The 17,109-nt window shown below is 37.9% G+C and carries 18 protein-coding genes; all 18 read left to right on the top strand.

Translation table 11 applies throughout. The features are described 5' to 3' along the window. Positions 1–127: 127 nt before the first annotated feature. The 18 genes from MKZ14_RS02830 (at position 128) to MKZ14_RS02915 (ending at position 17,061) form a co-directional block, all read left to right on the top strand. The gene (locus MKZ14_RS02830) at positions 128–625 is read left to right on the top strand and encodes a manganese efflux pump (protein WP_339280604.1); all 498 of its coding nucleotides are present in this window, start codon (positions 128–130) and stop codon (positions 623–625) included. A gap of 22 nt (positions 626–647) precedes the next feature. Then, entirely contained in the window at positions 648–1,088 is a 441-nt protein-coding gene (locus tag MKZ14_RS02835) for a low molecular weight protein arginine phosphatase (protein WP_339280605.1), read from the top strand. An 8-nt stretch (positions 1,089–1,096) separates the two neighbouring features. Beyond that, a complete protein-coding gene (locus MKZ14_RS02840; RefSeq protein ID WP_333006226.1) occupies positions 1,097–2,380 on the top strand; it encodes a HAMP domain-containing methyl-accepting chemotaxis protein in 1,284 nt (427 codons plus the stop codon). A gap of 327 nt (positions 2,381–2,707) precedes the next feature. Continuing rightward, positions 2,708–3,145, top strand: a complete 438-nt coding sequence (gene rpiB / locus MKZ14_RS02845) for a ribose 5-phosphate isomerase B (RefSeq protein ID WP_036076084.1) — start codon at positions 2,708–2,710, stop codon at positions 3,143–3,145. A gap of 86 nt (positions 3,146–3,231) precedes the next feature. Continuing rightward, positions 3,232–3,774 carry a TIGR01440 family protein gene (locus MKZ14_RS02850; protein WP_016992753.1) on the top strand — a complete coding sequence of 181 codons (543 nt, stop codon included), beginning with the start codon at positions 3,232–3,234 and terminating at the stop codon, positions 3,772–3,774. Between the two features lie 58 nt (positions 3,775–3,832). After that, on the top strand, positions 3,833–5,074 hold the full coding sequence (glyA, locus tag MKZ14_RS02855; RefSeq protein WP_036076085.1) for a serine hydroxymethyltransferase: 1,242 nt from the start codon (positions 3,833–3,835) through the stop codon (positions 5,072–5,074). A 285-nt stretch (positions 5,075–5,359) separates the two neighbouring features. Further along, entirely contained in the window at positions 5,360–7,516 is a 2,157-nt protein-coding gene (locus tag MKZ14_RS02860) for an EAL domain-containing protein (protein ID WP_036076086.1), read from the top strand. Between the two features lie 124 nt (positions 7,517–7,640). Further along, positions 7,641–8,270, top strand: coding sequence for a uracil phosphoribosyltransferase (upp, locus tag MKZ14_RS02865; protein WP_004269470.1), 630 nt, complete (start codon positions 7,641–7,643; stop codon positions 8,268–8,270). A gap of 157 nt (positions 8,271–8,427) precedes the next feature. Then, complete coding sequence (wecB, locus tag MKZ14_RS02870) at positions 8,428–9,549, top strand: UDP-N-acetylglucosamine 2-epimerase (non-hydrolyzing) (RefSeq protein WP_036076087.1); 1,122 nt, start codon at positions 8,428–8,430, stop codon at positions 9,547–9,549. A gap of 537 nt (positions 9,550–10,086) precedes the next feature. Next, on the top strand, positions 10,087–10,458 hold the full coding sequence (locus MKZ14_RS02875) for an ATP synthase subunit I (RefSeq protein ID WP_004269472.1): 372 nt from the start codon (positions 10,087–10,089) through the stop codon (positions 10,456–10,458). A 36-nt stretch (positions 10,459–10,494) separates the two neighbouring features. After that, positions 10,495–11,205, top strand: a complete 711-nt coding sequence (gene atpB, locus MKZ14_RS02880; protein ID WP_016992758.1) for a F0F1 ATP synthase subunit A — start codon at positions 10,495–10,497, stop codon at positions 11,203–11,205. A gap of 63 nt (positions 11,206–11,268) precedes the next feature. Next, a complete protein-coding gene (gene atpE / locus MKZ14_RS02885) occupies positions 11,269–11,493 on the top strand; it encodes a F0F1 ATP synthase subunit C (RefSeq protein ID WP_004269474.1) in 225 nt (74 codons plus the stop codon). Positions 11,494–11,665: 172 nt separating this feature from the next. After that, entirely contained in the window at positions 11,666–12,187 is a 522-nt protein-coding gene (gene atpF, locus MKZ14_RS02890; protein WP_016992759.1) for a F0F1 ATP synthase subunit B, read from the top strand. Next, complete coding sequence (locus tag MKZ14_RS02895; protein ID WP_036076089.1) at positions 12,184–12,720, top strand: F0F1 ATP synthase subunit delta; 537 nt, start codon at positions 12,184–12,186, stop codon at positions 12,718–12,720. The genes atpF and MKZ14_RS02895 overlap by 4 nt, the downstream gene beginning before the upstream one ends. A gap of 28 nt (positions 12,721–12,748) precedes the next feature. Beyond that, positions 12,749–14,257 (top strand): F0F1 ATP synthase subunit alpha, encoded by a 1,509-nt coding sequence (atpA, locus tag MKZ14_RS02900; protein WP_004269477.1) that lies wholly within the window; start codon positions 12,749–12,751, stop codon positions 14,255–14,257. A gap of 47 nt (positions 14,258–14,304) precedes the next feature. Next, positions 14,305–15,162, top strand: coding sequence for an ATP synthase F1 subunit gamma (gene atpG, locus MKZ14_RS02905; RefSeq protein WP_004269478.1), 858 nt, complete (start codon positions 14,305–14,307; stop codon positions 15,160–15,162). A 51-nt stretch (positions 15,163–15,213) separates the two neighbouring features. Beyond that, complete coding sequence (atpD, locus tag MKZ14_RS02910) at positions 15,214–16,629, top strand: F0F1 ATP synthase subunit beta (RefSeq protein ID WP_004269479.1); 1,416 nt, start codon at positions 15,214–15,216, stop codon at positions 16,627–16,629. A gap of 24 nt (positions 16,630–16,653) precedes the next feature. Further along, on the top strand, positions 16,654–17,061 hold the full coding sequence (locus MKZ14_RS02915) for a F0F1 ATP synthase subunit epsilon (RefSeq protein ID WP_016992762.1): 408 nt from the start codon (positions 16,654–16,656) through the stop codon (positions 17,059–17,061). Positions 17,062–17,109 lie beyond the last annotated feature (48 nt).

A 17,109-nucleotide genomic window follows, 5' to 3' on the forward strand; every position in this document is an offset into this window, starting at 1 on the left:
TTGAACAACCACATGTTTTTTGTCTTTTTTTGTCCTATTAAAATGAAAAACAATAGTAAACAGTTATGATAATAATGTATTTTCGAGCATAAAATGATAAAATATTAGGGAGCGAAGGAGTGCATTCTTGCAGGGTATTCTTGCAGGTATATTAACGTCTGTTGATGTGATTGGTCTATATGTTTTGCTGCCAAATGTTAGATATCGATTATTTTTATCATTATGGACGGCTGCATTACATATGCTTTTCCCTTTATTAGGATTTGAATTAGGAAACTATTTAATTCGATTTCTATTAGAATGGGGACAATGGATTTCAAGTATTTTATTATTTTGTATCGGTATGCATTTACTCTTATTTTCTCACAGAGATGAAAAAGTAACGATTTCACCTGTACTTTTAGCAGTGACTGCAAGCCTAGATACCTTTTCAGTTAGTGTTTCTTTTGGTATGCTTAACTTAGAAAAGACGATTTTTATTATGAGTGCAGGCTTAAGTGCATTAATTTGTGCTTATGGGTCATTAGTTATAGCACGTAGGAGCCAAGTCTTTTTTGGCAATAAAATTCAAATCATTGCTGGCATTATATTTATAATCATGAGTATTCTAGCTATTCAACAATAGATCAAATTGGAGAGTGATAAGTGTGAAGATATTATTTGTTTGTACAGGCAATACTTGTCGCAGTCCGATGGCAGAAGCTATTTTAAAACATAAACAAATAAACAATGTAGAAGTGCGCTCAGCAGGTATTTATGCGATGCCTAATGCACAAATGTCAGCACATGCACAACAAGTGTTAAATGAAGCCCAAATATCCCATCAACATTTTGCGACCCAATTATCACAAGCTGAAATGGTATGGGCAGATTTAGTTTTAACGATGACGAATGCTCACAAAGATACCGTCATTTCCAATTATCCAGAAGCTGAGCATAAAGTATTTACATTGAAAGAATATACAAATGAGGGCAGTTTGGAAAATGTAGGGGATCCTTATGATGGTAATAGAGCAATTTATGAAGCAACATTTGCAGAATTAAAAGAACTGGTTGATCAATTAATACAAAAACTAGAAAAGAATTGAGGGGTCCTATGAAAAAACAATTTGGTTTACGCCTAAAGTTGGTGTTATTTGTTAGTGTTCTTGCACTAATCACCTACAGTGTCAGTTTTATATTCATTGAGTTTTTACAACCTACCTTCTTCCCTGACACAAATCGAAAAGTTTTTGAAGTGATTACGTATGCGTTAGGCATAACTTGGTCAGGGATATTAGCTGCCTTTTTAAGTGTAATCCTCATCAAGCCGTTACAGCAGCTTGAACACTCAGCAACACTTGTGGCAGAAGGAAAAATAGGACAGGATGTACAAATGCCTAATACAAATGATGAGATTCGATCTGTTGCAGAGGCATTCCAACAAATGGTGTTAAACTTGCGTCAAATGGTGGAAAGTATTGATCATAACTTCCAACAAACGAATCAATCGATTATCCAGCTTTCAGATGAAGCAGGAGTGGCAACAAGAAAGGCAGAAGGCATTGCATCTACCGTAAAGCATATTTCTACAGGAGCAGAAGCATCTGCAACTGCTGTACAAGATACTGCTGAAGCGATTGAAGATGTAAGAACGCTTGCAACAGAGGTAAATAGTAGGGCAGAAGCATCAGCATCACAAACTAAAGAGATTCTACATAATTTATCGACAACAACAAAAGCCATCGAAACATTAGTGAATAGTATTCAACAAATTGCGACAGGCAATAATGAGGCATTAAAAAGCATTCATGCGCTAGAAGAGAACGCGGGACAGGTAGAACGTATAATTAGCTTAGTTGGTGACATTGCAGCACAAACCAATCTGTTGGCACTAAACGCCTCTATAGAAGCTGCCCGTGCTGGAGAGCATGGAAAGGGCTTTGCGGTAGTGGCTGAGGAAGTCCGTGGTTTGGCTGATGAAAGTGCAAAAGCAGTACAAGGGATTACAGCTTTAATTCAAACCATGCAGCAAAACGTAGAAGTAGTTGTGAAACAAATGAATGAACAAGTAGCCTTTGCTACAAAGGAAGCTGATCGAGTTTCTGAAACAACGACAGCAGTAGAAAATATGGCTTCTAATGTACATGAAATGGCATCATCAATTGTTGAGATTTCTTCTTTAATCGAACAGCAAATGCATAATATTGAAACGACAGCTCGACAATCCCAGGAAGTTGCTGCCATTGCAGAACAAACGTCAGCGGGTGCACAGGAAGTTCGTAGTGCTGCTGAAGAGCAAGCCTATGCAATTGAGCAAGTCGAGCATCTGGCTCAAAGTTTGAAAAAGCAATCGGAAGCATTGCATAAAATGATTCAACAATTTGATAGACAAGCATAGTCCTAAAGGTTATACATAAATCCATGAAAAATCGGATTTATGTATAACCTTTTTTATTAGAGGACAATTTATGTCCACTGTAAGTAAAAAGCTAAAAAAACTTCAGAAGATGGAATATTACAACAAAAGACCATTATCCGAACTTATTAACATGATATTCACATTATCCACAAAAATATAGGTTTAAAAGTGAATATTTTTATGTTAATATACAATTAATGTTCGTCTTTCGGGAAAAATCAGCGTAAAAATACAAGAAAAATCGTGTTATTCTTCAGAAAGAAGTGGTACACTAAGGTTGACTATAATTCGAAAAGAGGGAACCCAGTGAGAATAGCAATTTCTTCTGATCACGGAGGCAATAACTTACGTCGTGAGATTATGCAGCTATTAGATGAACTTCAAATTAGCTACGAAGATTTTGGTCCACAATCTGCGGATTCAGTAGACTATCCAGACTATGCAAAACCTGTATCTGAAGGTGTTGCGAACGGAGAATTTGATAAAGGCATTTTAATTTGTGGCACAGGAATTGGTATGTCCATAGCCGCTAATAAGGTCAAGGGCATACGCTGTGCATTAGTACACGATGTATTTAGTGCCAAGGCAACGCGTTGCCATAATGATTCGAATGTTTTAGCAATGGGTGAGCGTGTTATTGGCCCTGGTCTTGCACGTGAAATTGTACAAGCATGGCTAGAAACTGATTTTGAAGGTGGCCGCCATGCGCGCCGAATTGAAAAAATTACTGAACTAGAGCAATAGTAGTTTTGTTATTCCATCTATGGCATTCGTATAGGATGTCATAGATGGCGTGATTTTAATGGATATAGATGAAGGAGCTGAGCTTAATGGTTGTAAAACAAATACGAACACATTTGACTCAGTTACTCAGTGAATTTGAAGAGCAGGTAACGTTACGACCCCATACAATTTTTGTAGTAGGGTGCTCTACATCTGAAGTGATTGGTCAGAAAATTGGCACAGCGGGAGCGTTGGAGATAGCAGAAGCTATTTTTGAGCCGTTACAAGAATTTGCAGCAAAGCATCAATTGCTTTTAGCATTCCAAGGTTGTGAGCATATAAATCGCGCCATTACTATGGAAGCATCAACAGCTGAAAAATTTGGCTATGATCCAGTAGCAGTTGTCCCAGTACGCACGGCAGGCGGCTCAATGTCAGCATATGCCTATACGCAATTTGATAACCCAGTGATTGTTGAAACAATACAGGCACATGCAGGTATTGATATTGGACAAACATTAATCGGTATGCATTTGAAAGCAGTAGCTGTACCTGTTCGAACATCAGTAAAAATGGTAGGAGAAGCTGTTGTGACGATTGCAACAACACGTCCTAAGCTAATTGGCGGAGAACGTGCAGTATATAAATAATTACCACCCTATTTAGTGGTAAAGATGAATAACGATACTTTAGGAGGCTTTTTCAAACATGGCATATGAAAAATTAGCAGTACAAGACAAAGCAGTATTAGATGGAATTCTTGCAGAAAAAACACGTCAGCAAGCAAATATTGAATTGATTGCATCAGAAAACTTTGTATCCGAAGCAGTGATGGAAGCGCAAGGATCTGTACTGACAAATAAATACGCTGAAGGTTATCCTGGTAAACGCTATTATGGTGGCTGTGAGCATGTAGACGTAGTAGAAGATATTGCACGTGATCGTGTAAAAGAACTCTTCGGAGCAGAATATGCAAATGTACAACCTCACTCAGGTGCACAGGCAAACATGGCTGTTTACCATACGATTCTAGAACCAGGTGACACAGTTCTTGGTATGAACCTTTCACATGGTGGTCACTTAACACATGGTTCTCCAGTAAACTTCTCTGGAATTCTATATAATTTTGTAGAGTATGGAGTAACTCAAGATACACAAGTGATTGATTATGAAGATGTACGACAAAAGGCTTTAGAGCATAAACCGAAACTTATTGTTGCAGGTGCATCTGCTTATCCACGTGAAATTGACTTCTCTAAATTCCGTGAAATTGCAGATGAAGTGGGTGCCTATTTCATGGTGGATATGGCACACATTGCTGGACTTGTTGCTGCTGGCGAACATCAATCACCAGTGCCATATGCTGATTTTGTTACATCAACTACACATAAAACATTACGTGGACCACGTGGTGGATTAATTCTTGCTTCAAAAGAATGGGAGCAAAAATTAAATAAATCTGTATTCCCAGGAATTCAAGGTGGCCCATTAATGCATGTTATCGCTGCAAAAGCTGTAGCATTTGGAGAAGCTTTACAACCAGAATTTAAAGACTATGCAAAACAAATTAAAGCCAATGCAAAGGCTTTAGCAGAAGTATTAATTGCTGAGGGTGTTGAAATTGTTTCTGGTGGTACAGATAACCATTTATTATTGCTAAATGTTAAATCTCTTGGCTTAACAGGTAAAGTAGCAGAGCACGCACTAGATGAAGTGGGTATTACAACAAATAAAAATACAATCCCTTACGATACTGAATCTCCATTTGTCACTTCTGGAATTCGTATTGGTACTCCAGCTGTCACTTCTCGTGGCTTTAAAGAGGAAGATATGAAAGAAGTAGGAGCAATTATAGCAGCTGTTCTTAAAAACCCTGAAGATGAGGCAGTTAAAGCAGATGCAAAAGATCGTGTGAAGGCATTAACTGATAAGCATCCACTATATGTATAATCAATAGAATAATAGCTGTGTTTAAAGTACAAAATTTACTTTAAATACAGCTTTTTATTTTGGAAATGAAAGATTAAACTGTAAAAAACATCTTTTTTCTAATAAAGTAGAATAATCCTCTTATTTTTGAATAAATTTACATAAAAACGGTATAAAGGGATATATTATAGTAGGCAGAGGACAGATAGTGTCCTAGAAAAGAAGTTTTTTTTAATAAAAGTGAAAATTTAATTAAATTTTATGTACAATGGAAATGAGATGAAGTGATAGAAAAGGAGGGGTTGGATGGTCACTAAATCGTTAAACACAGATTATGATGTATTATTAAACAGCATTCGCAAATTAGGGAATAATTCTAAAGAAAGCTACGTTATTTTTGATGCGACAAAGCATCATTGCATATTGGAGTGTAATGATTCTTTTTGTATGCTTACGAATGCTGCACGTTCACAAGTTCTCAATACTGATTATTTTTCATGGCTATCTATGGACGAAAAAAAGACAACCATTGAAATGATTAAAGAAAAAATACATAACGGAATAATGGTGCAGGCGAAGCTATATCATAACGGCATCAATAAACCTCCCTTCTGGGCAGAAATACAAGCATTACCATTTTGCAATGATGCAAATATAACGCAATTTGTTTTAGTATTTGTGAAGGATGTTACATATTATCATACGGAAGACTTCTTAATGCGTTTAGAAAATGATATGTACAGGGCAATTGAGAAGGAGTTTACTTTCGAACAAAAGATGAAGATTATTTGTCACGGTCTCGATGAATTTTTTATGCCAAATATTGCGAGTATGGTGCTTATAAAAACAGAAGTAAACCAATTACAAGTTTTCATAGGAGATAATCAAACAGAGAGCGTACCAAGATGTTGTGCAAACAATGATTTCTTTAATAAGGTCATGCAATCAGAAACATCTACTTTCATAGAGAACTTAGATGAAGTGAATATTCCTGAAGAACATAAGCAATATGCTTCGCTAGCGAAAAAGCCGCATGGATGGTTTATACCTATACGCAATCAACAGCGGCAAGTAATAGGTGTTTTTTCGATCTTTAGCCAAAAAACACAAAGTGACCAAATGTTTAAAAATATGTTTCGAAAAATAGGTGCTCTTGTTGCATTGGCTTATTCGTATGCAAGGACGCAGAAAAAAATTTGGGATTTAGCCTATACAGACATTACAACAGGTTTACCTAATCGTCACAGCTTTGTTAATACGATTGAAAGAGAAGTTCAACAGGGTCAAAGCGGCTTTATTAAAATATTAAAACCTAGTGAATTTCATCAAGTAGTTGAACTGTATGGCCGTGAAATTGGTGATGAACTATTAAGACAACTTGCCAAACGTCTTGAGCAAGACAAATCGGAAAATAATGAGTATGTTGCTAGATTTACAAGCTCTAGTTTGATTATGACTACAATGTCACTTCATGAAAATTTGCATGATTATGAGATGAGAATAAAAGAAACGATTCGCCAGCCTTTTATTATAGGAGGAAAGCAAATCTATATTACATTAAAAACAGGAATTGCTTCCTATAATGATGACATAAATATTAATGATGCGATCCGTTTTGCAGATAATGCGTTATCCTTTGCAATTGATCGACCAGGCACACATACAGAAATATTTACAACAGAGAAAAATGATGTGCTTGTACAGAAGATGACGGTCTTGAATCATTTATCAGAAGCCATCAAAAATAAAGAAATTACAGTCCATTTACAACCTAAAGTAGATTTACGCAATGGAGAAATTCAAAGTATTGAAGCGCTTGCAAGGTGGATTTCTCCAAAATTAGGTTTTGTTTCACCAGCAGTCTTTATTCCAGTAGCAGAGAGTGCTGGTAAGGTTCGAGAAATTGATGTGCTGATTTTAGAGACGGTACTCTCATGGCTTTCAGAACGACAACGCTTGGGAAAGAAATTAGTGAAAATAGCTGTCAATATTTCACCTGATCATTTTTACTACACACACTTTGTTCAGGACACGCTGAAACTTGTGCAGAAATATAAAATTGACCCTAGCTACATTATCTTAGAAGTGACAGAAAATATTGGTTTAGTAGATTTTCAATCAGCCTATAAGATCATTCAAGAGCTAAAGAGCTATGGCTTTAAAACATCCGTAGATGATTTTGGAACAGGCTTTTCTTCATTAAGCTATTTGCAACAACTGCCATTTGCTGAATTAAAGATTGATCGTAGCTTTATTAATGCTATTGAAGATCCTGCAACACTTGCTATTGTTCGCTCTATCATTCAGTTAGCATTAAATTTAGGAATGATTTCAGTGGCAGAGGGCATAGAGACAGAGGAACAGGTTGAGATTCTACGTGCGCTAGGTTGCACTGTAGGACAAGGTTATTTCTATTTTAAGCCGATGCCAATTGAACAATTAGATATAATCCTTGATCAATAATTTAGTTTTGACAAAAGAATAGATGATAAATGGAGTTGTCCTAAATTTATTTTTGAGGCGACTCCTTTTTTCTGTTATACTAGTTGAGATAAAAATGAATCCGAACGGTGAGGAGAGAATCCCTTTGAGCAAAGTCTATGTATTTGATCATCCACTAATCCAACACAAATTAACTTATATTCGCGACAAGAATACAGGAACAAAAGAATTTCGTGAGCTAGTAGACGAAGTGGCAACACTAATGGCATTTGAAATTACACGTGATATGCCAGTAGAGGAAATTGAAATTGAAACACCTGTAACAATTGCAAAAACAAAAGTACTTTCTGGTAAAAAACTTGCAATCGTACCGATTCTACGTGCAGGTATCGGCATGGTGGATGGCGTATTAAAGCTTATCCCAGCTGCAAAAGTTGGTCATATTGGTCTTTATCGTGATCCAGAAACATTAAAACCAGTTGAATATTATGCAAAACTTCCTGCAGATGTTGAAGAACGTGATTTCATCATTGTAGATCCAATGCTTGCAACTGGTGGTTCTGCAGTGGAGGCAATTCATTCATTGAAAAAGCGTGGAGCTAAAAACATTAAATTCATGTGCTTAATCGCTGCTCCAGAGGGTGTAAAAGCTATTCAAGAAGAACATTCGGATGTAGATATTTACATTGCTGCACTTGATGAAAAATTAAATGACCATGGCTATATTGTACCTGGCTTAGGTGATGCGGGAGACCGCCTATTCGGTACAAAATAAAAATCAATACATGATATTTCCTCATTTAGGAAACTAATAACTTGTGAAAGCGTCCTTCAAATTGAAGGGCGTTTCATAGTATGTGTAGGTAAGTAAACCCTCATCAACGGGTAGATTGACCTTACATACAATAACAAAAAGGACGGTGCAGATCGTTTTGACAAAGAAATGGAAAGTAATGACGATTTTTGGTACAAGACCAGAAGCAATTAAAATGGCTCCTCTTGTTTTGGAGTTACAAAAGTATCCTAAGCAAATAGAATCTATTGTAACGGTAACAGCACAGCATCGCCAAATGCTCGATCAAGTATTAGAGACATTTAGTATTACACCAAACTATGACTTAAATATTATGAAGGATCGCCAAACATTAATTGATGTAACGACAAACGCCTTACAGGGTTTAGATAAAGTAATGAAAGAAGCACAACCAGATATCGTTTTAGTACATGGTGATACAGCCACGACTTTCATTGCGAGTCTTGCTGCGTTCTATAACCAAATTGCTATAGGGCATGTAGAAGCGGGACTTCGAACATGGAACAAATATTCACCATATCCAGAGGAAATGAATCGTCAACTAACAGGCGTGATGGCTGATTTACATTTTGCGCCAACAGAAGTATCTAAAAAGAATCTATTAGATGAAAATAAAAATCCAGAAACAATTTTTGTTACAGGAAATACAGCAATAGACGCATTAGCAACAACGGTCAGTGAACACTACACACATCCGGTATTAGATAAAATAGGCGAAGATCGTATGATTTTATTAACGGCACATCGTCGCGAAAATCTTGGTGAGCCAATGCGCCATATGTTTAAAGCGATTACCAGAATACTAGCAGAACATGAAGATGTTCAAGTTGTTTATCCAGTTCATATGAATCCGGCTGTAAGAGAAATTGCGAATGAAATTTTAGGGAATAATAAACGAGTGCATTTAATAGAGCCTCTTGAAGTATTTGATTTCCATAACTTTGCAGCAAATTCATATATGATCTTAACGGATTCAGGTGGTGTGCAAGAAGAGGCCCCTTCATTAGGGAAGCCAGTACTTGTACTTAGAGATACAACAGAACGTCCAGAAGGAATTGCAGCAGGAACATTAAAGCTTGCAGGCACAGAAGAGGAAACAATTTATGCCCTAGCAAAGGAATTACTAACAGATAATAATGCCTACGAAGCAATGGCTAAAGCATCAAATCCATATGGTGATGGACATGCATCTAAGCGTATTGTTGAAGCGTTGCTAGGATTTTTACAAAAAACTAAATAAAATACTATATTTTATAATAAAAATAAGTCTAATGTACCTGTTGAAATGGGTAAGCTAATTTACGAGCATAATCTTGTCGTAAATTAGCTTTTTTTATGCGTGAGCAGGTTTTGAAATTTTGAAACTATGAAATTTCATACACAAATTTGTCAACAATTTGACAAGAGTATAGAGGCTGTGAAGTTTTTCTCCTTTACCAATTGACTTCAAATATCACCTATTGTATGCTTACAAAGGGTAAGAATGATAAGGGTTTCTGTTCATAAATAGGACGTTGAAACACTTGTTATATCAACTTTCTACTAAATTGACAGTTCAAAATAAAACTGTCGATTTGCAACGTTTTGTGCGTTTCGGTTTTTACCGAGTCGGTAAGGGGTGTAAGTTATTTTTTTGGGCATTTACACCTGTAATTGAAATGACTCTCCCATTACTATTCCGCTGTGAGTAGTGCTTTTCACTGCTCTTTTCTGATTTCACATAGTGGTCAGCAAACGTTTTCATTACTCGAAAAAACGATTCAGGAGATTACAACCAATGCTAGATTTGCATCACATTTTTGCTGTGCAGAAGAGGGCGTTATTTTTTTTGCTTGCACTCTGCGCATTAGGCTGGGGATTTACCCCCTATCAAACTGTTTTTGCGGGCATCGCAGTCGGTGCATTCTTTGGTACGTATAATTTTTGGATTCTAGTTCGGCGTATGGAGAAGTTTGACAGATCCATTAGTGAAGGGAAGAAAATAGGCTCACTTGGTACAGCGCTTCGCTTTGGATCAGGTGTTGCGGCAGTCGCAATAGCCATTTCGTTGCCAAACTATTTTCACTTAATTAGCACGGTTATAGGGCTAATGATTCCGTACGTTTTTCTCTTTGTCGAGAGAATTGTGTCACATGTAAGGAACCGCTAATGTGCTTTAAATTAGAAAGAGAGGTGAAAAATAACAATGAATCATGAAGCTCCGTTACTAGAAGTCGGTTTTTTAACATTTAACTTATCGACAGTTATGATGTTACTAGTTGCAGCAATTATCGTATTTTTAATTGCCTTTATTTCAACTAGAAGCCTAAAGTTAAAACCTACTGGTATGCAAAACTTTATGGAATGGATTATGGATTTCGTTAAGAATATCATTAAAAGCAACATGGATTGGAAAACTGGTGGTCGATTCCACGTTCTAGGTATCACACTAATTATGTTTATCGCAGTATCTAACTTACTAGGTCTTCCTTTCTCAATTGTCTATGGGCATGAGCTATGGTGGAAATCACCAACAGCTGACCCTACAGTAACGATGACGTTAGCAGCAATGATATTAGTCTTAACGCATTTCTATGGTGTAAAAATGAAGGGTACAGGTCATTATGTAGGTACATTCTTCAAACCAATGTCATTCATGTTCCCACTTAAATTAGTAGAAGAATTTGCAAACACATTAACATTAGGTTTACGTCTTTACGGTAACATTTACGCGGGTGAGATTTTACTTGGCTTACTTGCAGGTTTAGCATCATCAGGTGCTGTGGGATTCATCGGGGCAATCGTTCCTATGATGGCATGGCAAGGTTTCTCAATTTTCATCGGCTTTATCCAAGCCTTTATCTTTACAATGTTAACAATGGTTTACATGGCTCATAAAGTGAGCGATGACCATTAATATAAAGCATATACCCTATGCTTGAACAACAAAAACAAACAATTCCAAGGAGGAAATTTTCAAATGACAGGTTCATTAGGTTTATTAGCAGCAGCAATCGCAATCGGTTTAGGTGCACTTGGTGCAGGTATTGGTAACGGTCTTATCGTATCAAAAACAGTAGAAGGTATCGCTCGCCAACCAGAAGCTCGTGGCGTTCTTCAAACTACAATGTTCATCGGGGTTGCATTAGTTGAGGCCCTACCGATCATCGCAGTAGTAGTAGCATTCATCGTAATGAACAAATAATTCAGTTGAACACTGAATTTTACTAGTGGCGAAGCAGGATTCTCCAGATGAAACTTCGCCCTTCATTTTGGAACGGATAAAAGCTATGTGTAAATATAGCTTTTTAAAATAGGTAGTTTTTTAGTCACTATATTATGTTGAAGTTAAAGCTCTTGAAGGGAGTGAAACAATCGTGTTTTTAGATAATCTTGTACTAGGTGCAGGCGGTGCTTCGTTAAATAGTGGAGATATCATCGCAACATTAGTTATTTTCATAGTATTAATGTTACTACTTAAGAAATTCGCTTGGGGTCCACTTATGGGCATTATGCAACAACGTGAAGAATTAGTAGCGAGTGAAATCGAAGCAGCTGAAAAAGCGCGCAAAGAATCGCACCAATTTTTAGAAGAACAAAAGAGCCTTCTTAAGGAAGCTCGTACAGAAGCACAATCGATTGTTGAGGGCGCTAAGAAGCAAGGCGAATTACAAAAAGAAGAAATTCTTACTGTAGCTCGTAATGAAGCAAACCGCTTAAAAGAATCGGCTTTACGTGAAATCGAGTCTGAAAAAGAAAAAGCTATTGCAGCTGTACGTGATGAAGTCGTTTCATTATCTGTACTTGCAGCATCTAAAGTCCTTAGCAAAGAGATTTCTGAGGCAGACAACCGTGCTCTAATTGAAGAGACGATTGCGAAGGCAGGGGAAGCTCGATGAGTAATTCAACTGTAGCAAAACGTTACGCTCAAGCGCTTTTTGAATTGGCGCAACAAAAAAATATTCTTACTGAAGTAGGAGCAGACTTAAGTGAACTAACAAAAGTAGTAAAAGAATCTCCTGATTTTTTAACGCTTTTAAATGCACCTAAGTTCTCCGTGGAACGAAAAAAACAAATGGTAGCTGACATCTTTAATGGTGCAACACCAGAAGTTTTACACACTGTTCAACTTCTAGTCGAGAAAAAACGTGTAAACGAGATGACACAAATTGCTAAGGCATATGCTGAACTTGCTGCACAAGCACAAGGCACTGCAGATGCAACAGTATTTTCAACACGTGCACTTTCTGCAGAAGAAAGCGCTAATATTTCAGCAGCGTTCGCGAAACTTGTTGGAAAACAATCATTAAATATTACAAACGAAGTTGATCCATCTTTACTTGGTGGTATTCGTGTTCAAATCGGTAACCATATTTATGATAGCTCAGTAGCAAACAAACTAGAGCGTCTAAAACGTGAATTAATCGGTTAATAATTTAGAAATGTGAGAGGTGACATACATGGGCATCAAGGCTGAAGAAATCAGCAGTCTGATTAAACAACAGATTGAGAATTATGAATCTGAACTTAAAGTAAGCGAAGTTGGTACAGTTATCCGTATTGGTGACGGTATTGCTCTTGCTCATGGCCTCGACAACGCCATGGCTGGAGAACTACTAGAGTTCTCTAATGGTGTTATGGGTATGGCTCAAAACCTAGAAGAAGGTAACGTTGGTATCGTAATCTTAGGTCCATACACTGACATCAAAGAAGGCGATGAAGTTCGTCGTACAGGTCGTATCATGGAAGTACCAGTTGGTGAAGAACTAATTGGTCGTGTTGTAAACCCACTTGGACAACCAGTGGATGGACAAGGTCCTATCAACACTACAAAATCTCGTCCAATCGAAAGTCCTGCTTTCGGTGTAATGGCTCGTAAATCAGTACACGAACCACTACAAACTGGTATTAAAGCGATTGACGCATTAGTACCAATCGGTCGTGGTCAACGTGAGTTAATCATCGGTGACCGTCAAACTGGTAAAACATCTGTAGCTATCGATACAATTCTTAACCAAAATGACCAAAACATGATTTGTATCTACGTAGCAATCGGTCAAAAAGAATCTACTGTACGTGGTGTTGTAGAAACTCTTCGTAAACATGGCGCTTTAGATTACACAATCGTTGTGACAGCTTCTGCTTCTCAACCAGCTCCATTATTATTCTTAGCACCATTTGCTGGTGTATCTATGGCTGAAGAATTCATGTTACAAGGTAAACACGTATTAATCGTGTATGATGATCTTTCTAAACAAGCATCAGCTTACCGTGAACTTTCACTTCTTCTTCGCCGTCCTCCAGGTCGTGAAGCATATCCTGGTGACGTTTTCTACTTACACAGCCGCTTACTTGAACGTGCTGCGAAGTTAAATGAAACATATCAAAATGGTTCAATTACAGCTCTTCCATTCGTTGAGACACAAGCTGGGGATATCTCTGCATACATCCCAACTAACGTAATCTCAATCACTGATGGACAAATCTTCTTACAATCTGACTTATTCAACTCAGGTGTACGTCCAGCGATTAACGCCGGTCTTTCTGTATCACGTGTAGGTGGATCTGCTCAAATTAAAGCGATGAAAAAAGTTGCGGGTACACTACGTCTTGACTTAGCTGCATTCCGTGAGCTTGAATCATTTGCTCAATTTGGTTCAGATTTAGATAAAGTAACACTTGCTAAACTTGAGCGTGGTAAACGTACGGTTGAAGTTCTTAAACAAGACCTTAACAAACCACTAAAAGTTGAAAAACAAGTTGCGATCCTTTACGCATTAACTAAAGGTCATTTAGATGATATTCCAGTACAAGATATCGTTCGCTTCGAATCAGAATTCTTAAGCTGGTTAGATTCAAACCACACAAACGTTTTAGATCATGTTCGTACTACTAAAGAGCTTGCTCCTGATGCGGATTATGAAGCAGCAATCAATGCATTCAAAAAAACTTTCGCTAAATCAGAATAAGTTCTAGCTAGTCACTTGATTAAAAAACAGAAGGTGGTGAAATACCAGTGGTAAACTTACGCGAAATTAAAGGTCGTATTACTTCAACAAAGAGTACGAAGCAAATTACAAAAGCAATGCAGATGGTTTCTTCTTCTAAGTTACGTCGTGCAGAGCAAAATGCTAAAGCTTACGTTCCTTACATGGAAAAAATTCAGGACGTAGTAGGCGCGATCGCTTCAGGCACAAAAGACAGCGGACATCCAATGTTAACTGCTCGTCCTGTTAAGAAAACGGCTTACTTAGTCATTGGTTCTGACCGTGGTCTTGCAGGTGCTTACAACTCAAGTATCCTACGTCAAGTACAACGTACAATTAACGAGCGTCATAAATCAAAAGACGAATACGTTATTTTAGCAGTAGGTCGTGTTGTTCGTGACTACTTTGTGAAACGTGATCATAATGTCATCAGTAATGTTGTCGGTCTACCTGACCAACCGACATTTGCTGATATAAAAGAAATCGCTCGTAATGCTGTTGGTATGTTCATTGATGGTACGTATGACGAACTTTATATGTACTATAATCACTTTGTCAGCGCTATTGCTAGCGAAGTGACAGAGAAAAAACTTCTTCCATTAACAGATATTGCCCCTGCAAGCGGTACTGCTTCTTATGAATTCGAGCCATCTGGTGAAGCAATTCTAGAAGTTTTACTTCCACAATATGCGGAAAGCTTAGTTTATGGCGCATTATTAGATGGAAAAGCAAGTGAACATGCTTCTCGTATGACGGCTATGAAAAATGCAACAGATAATGCAACTGATCTTATTTCAGACCTTTCTTTGCAATATAACCGTGCACGTCAAGCGGCGATTACACAAGAAATTACAGAAATCGTTGGTGGAGCTGCAGCCTTAGAATAGGCAAGCAGCTTCCCAATGTCGTATAAGAATACGATAGGAGGGTATACAGTAATGAATAAAGGACATGTTATTCAAGTAATGGGTCCAGTTGTTGACGTTAAATTCGACAATGGCCAATTACCAGCAATCTATAACGCTTTAACTGTTAAGATTGAACGTCCTAATGAAGAACCAACAATTCTTGCATTAGAAGTTGCGCTTCATTTAGGTGATGATTCTGTTCGTACAATTGCGATGTCATCTACTGATGGCTTACAACGTGGAGCAGAAGTAACAGACTTAGGAAAAGCTATCTCAGTACCAGTTGGTGAAGTTACACTAGGTCGTGTATTCAACGTACTTGGAGAAGTAATTGACTTAGGTGAAGAGATTCCAGCAGACGCACGTCGTGATTCAATTCACCGTGAAGCACCAACTTTCGAGAATCTTTCAACTACAGTTGAAATTCTTGAAACAGGTATCAAAGTAGTAGACTTACTTGCACCATATATCAAAGGTGGTAAAATCGGTCTATTCGGTGGTGCCGGTGTAGGTAAAACTGTATTAATCCAAGAATTAATCAACAATATCGCACAAGAGCACTCTGGTATCTCTGTATTCGCTGGTGTAGGTGAGCGTACTCGTGAAGGGAACGACTTATTCTTCGAAATGAGCGATTCAGGCGTTATCAAGCAAACAGCGATGGTATTCGGTCAAATGAACGAGCCACCTGGTGCACGTATGCGTGTAGCTTTAACTGGTCTTACAATGGCGGAATACTTCCGTGATGAGCAAGGCCAAGACGTACTTTTATTCATCGACAATATCTTCCGTTTCACACAAGCAGGTTCTGAGGTTTCTGCCCTATTAGGTCGTATGCCTTCTGCGGTAGGTTACCAACCAACACTTGCTACTGAAATGGGTAAACTACAAGAGCGTATCACATCTACGAACAAAGGATCTGTAACTTCTATTCAAGCGATTTATGTACCAGCCGATGACTATACTGACCCGGCTCCAGCTACAACTTTCGCCCACTTAGATGCAACAACTAACCTTGAGCGTAAATTATCTGAAATGGGTATCTATCCAGCGGTTGACCCATTAGCTTCGACTTCTCGTGCATTATCACCTGAAATCGTAGGCGCTGAGCACTACGCAATTGCTACTGGTGTGCAACGTACAATCCAACGTTACCGTGAATTACAAGATATCATTGCAATCTTAGGTATGGATGAATTATCTGATGAAGATAAACAAACAGTAGAACGTGCTCGTCGTATTCAATTCTTCTTATCACAAAACTTCCACGTTGCGGAACAATTCACTGGTCAAAAAGGTTCTTATGTACCTGTAAAAGAAACTGTTCGTTCATTCAAGGAAATCCTTGATGGCAAATGGGATCACCTACCAGAAGATGCTTTCCGTCTAGTTGGTTCAATTGATGAAGTAGTTGAAAAAGCGAAAAGCATGGGCGTAGAGGTTTAATACTAGGGACGAGGAGGAAAAAATATGAAGACAGTTCTAGTCAATATTGTCACTCCCGACGGCCCAGTATACGATTCTGAAGTATCAATGGTAATCGCTAAAACAACTTCAGGAGAAATCGGTGTTCTTGCAGGCCATATTCCAATGGTAGCTCCACTTGCAATTGGTGCAGTGAAGCTTAAAAAAGAAAACGGTTCGACTGATATTGTTGCTGTAAGCGGTGGTTTCATTGAAGTTCGTCCAGAAAAAATCTCAATTTTAGCGCCGTCTGCTGAAATTGCTGAAAACATCGATGTTCAACGTGCTAAAGAAGCCGTTAAACGTGCTGAAGGACGTCTTCAAAGTAAACAAGACAACATTGATTTCAAACGTGCTGACCTAGCATTAAAACGTGCGTTGAATCGTATCAACGTTCATGAGGGTAATATCTAATTCATTTTTAACGGGCAGATATCGCATCTGCCCGTTTTTTAAGGTGAA

The sequence above is a fragment of the Lysinibacillus sp. FSL P2-0066 genome (assembly GCF_037969495.1).
In the GTDB taxonomy this organism is placed as follows: Bacteria; Bacillota; Bacilli; order Bacillales_A; family Planococcaceae; genus Lysinibacillus; species Lysinibacillus boronitolerans.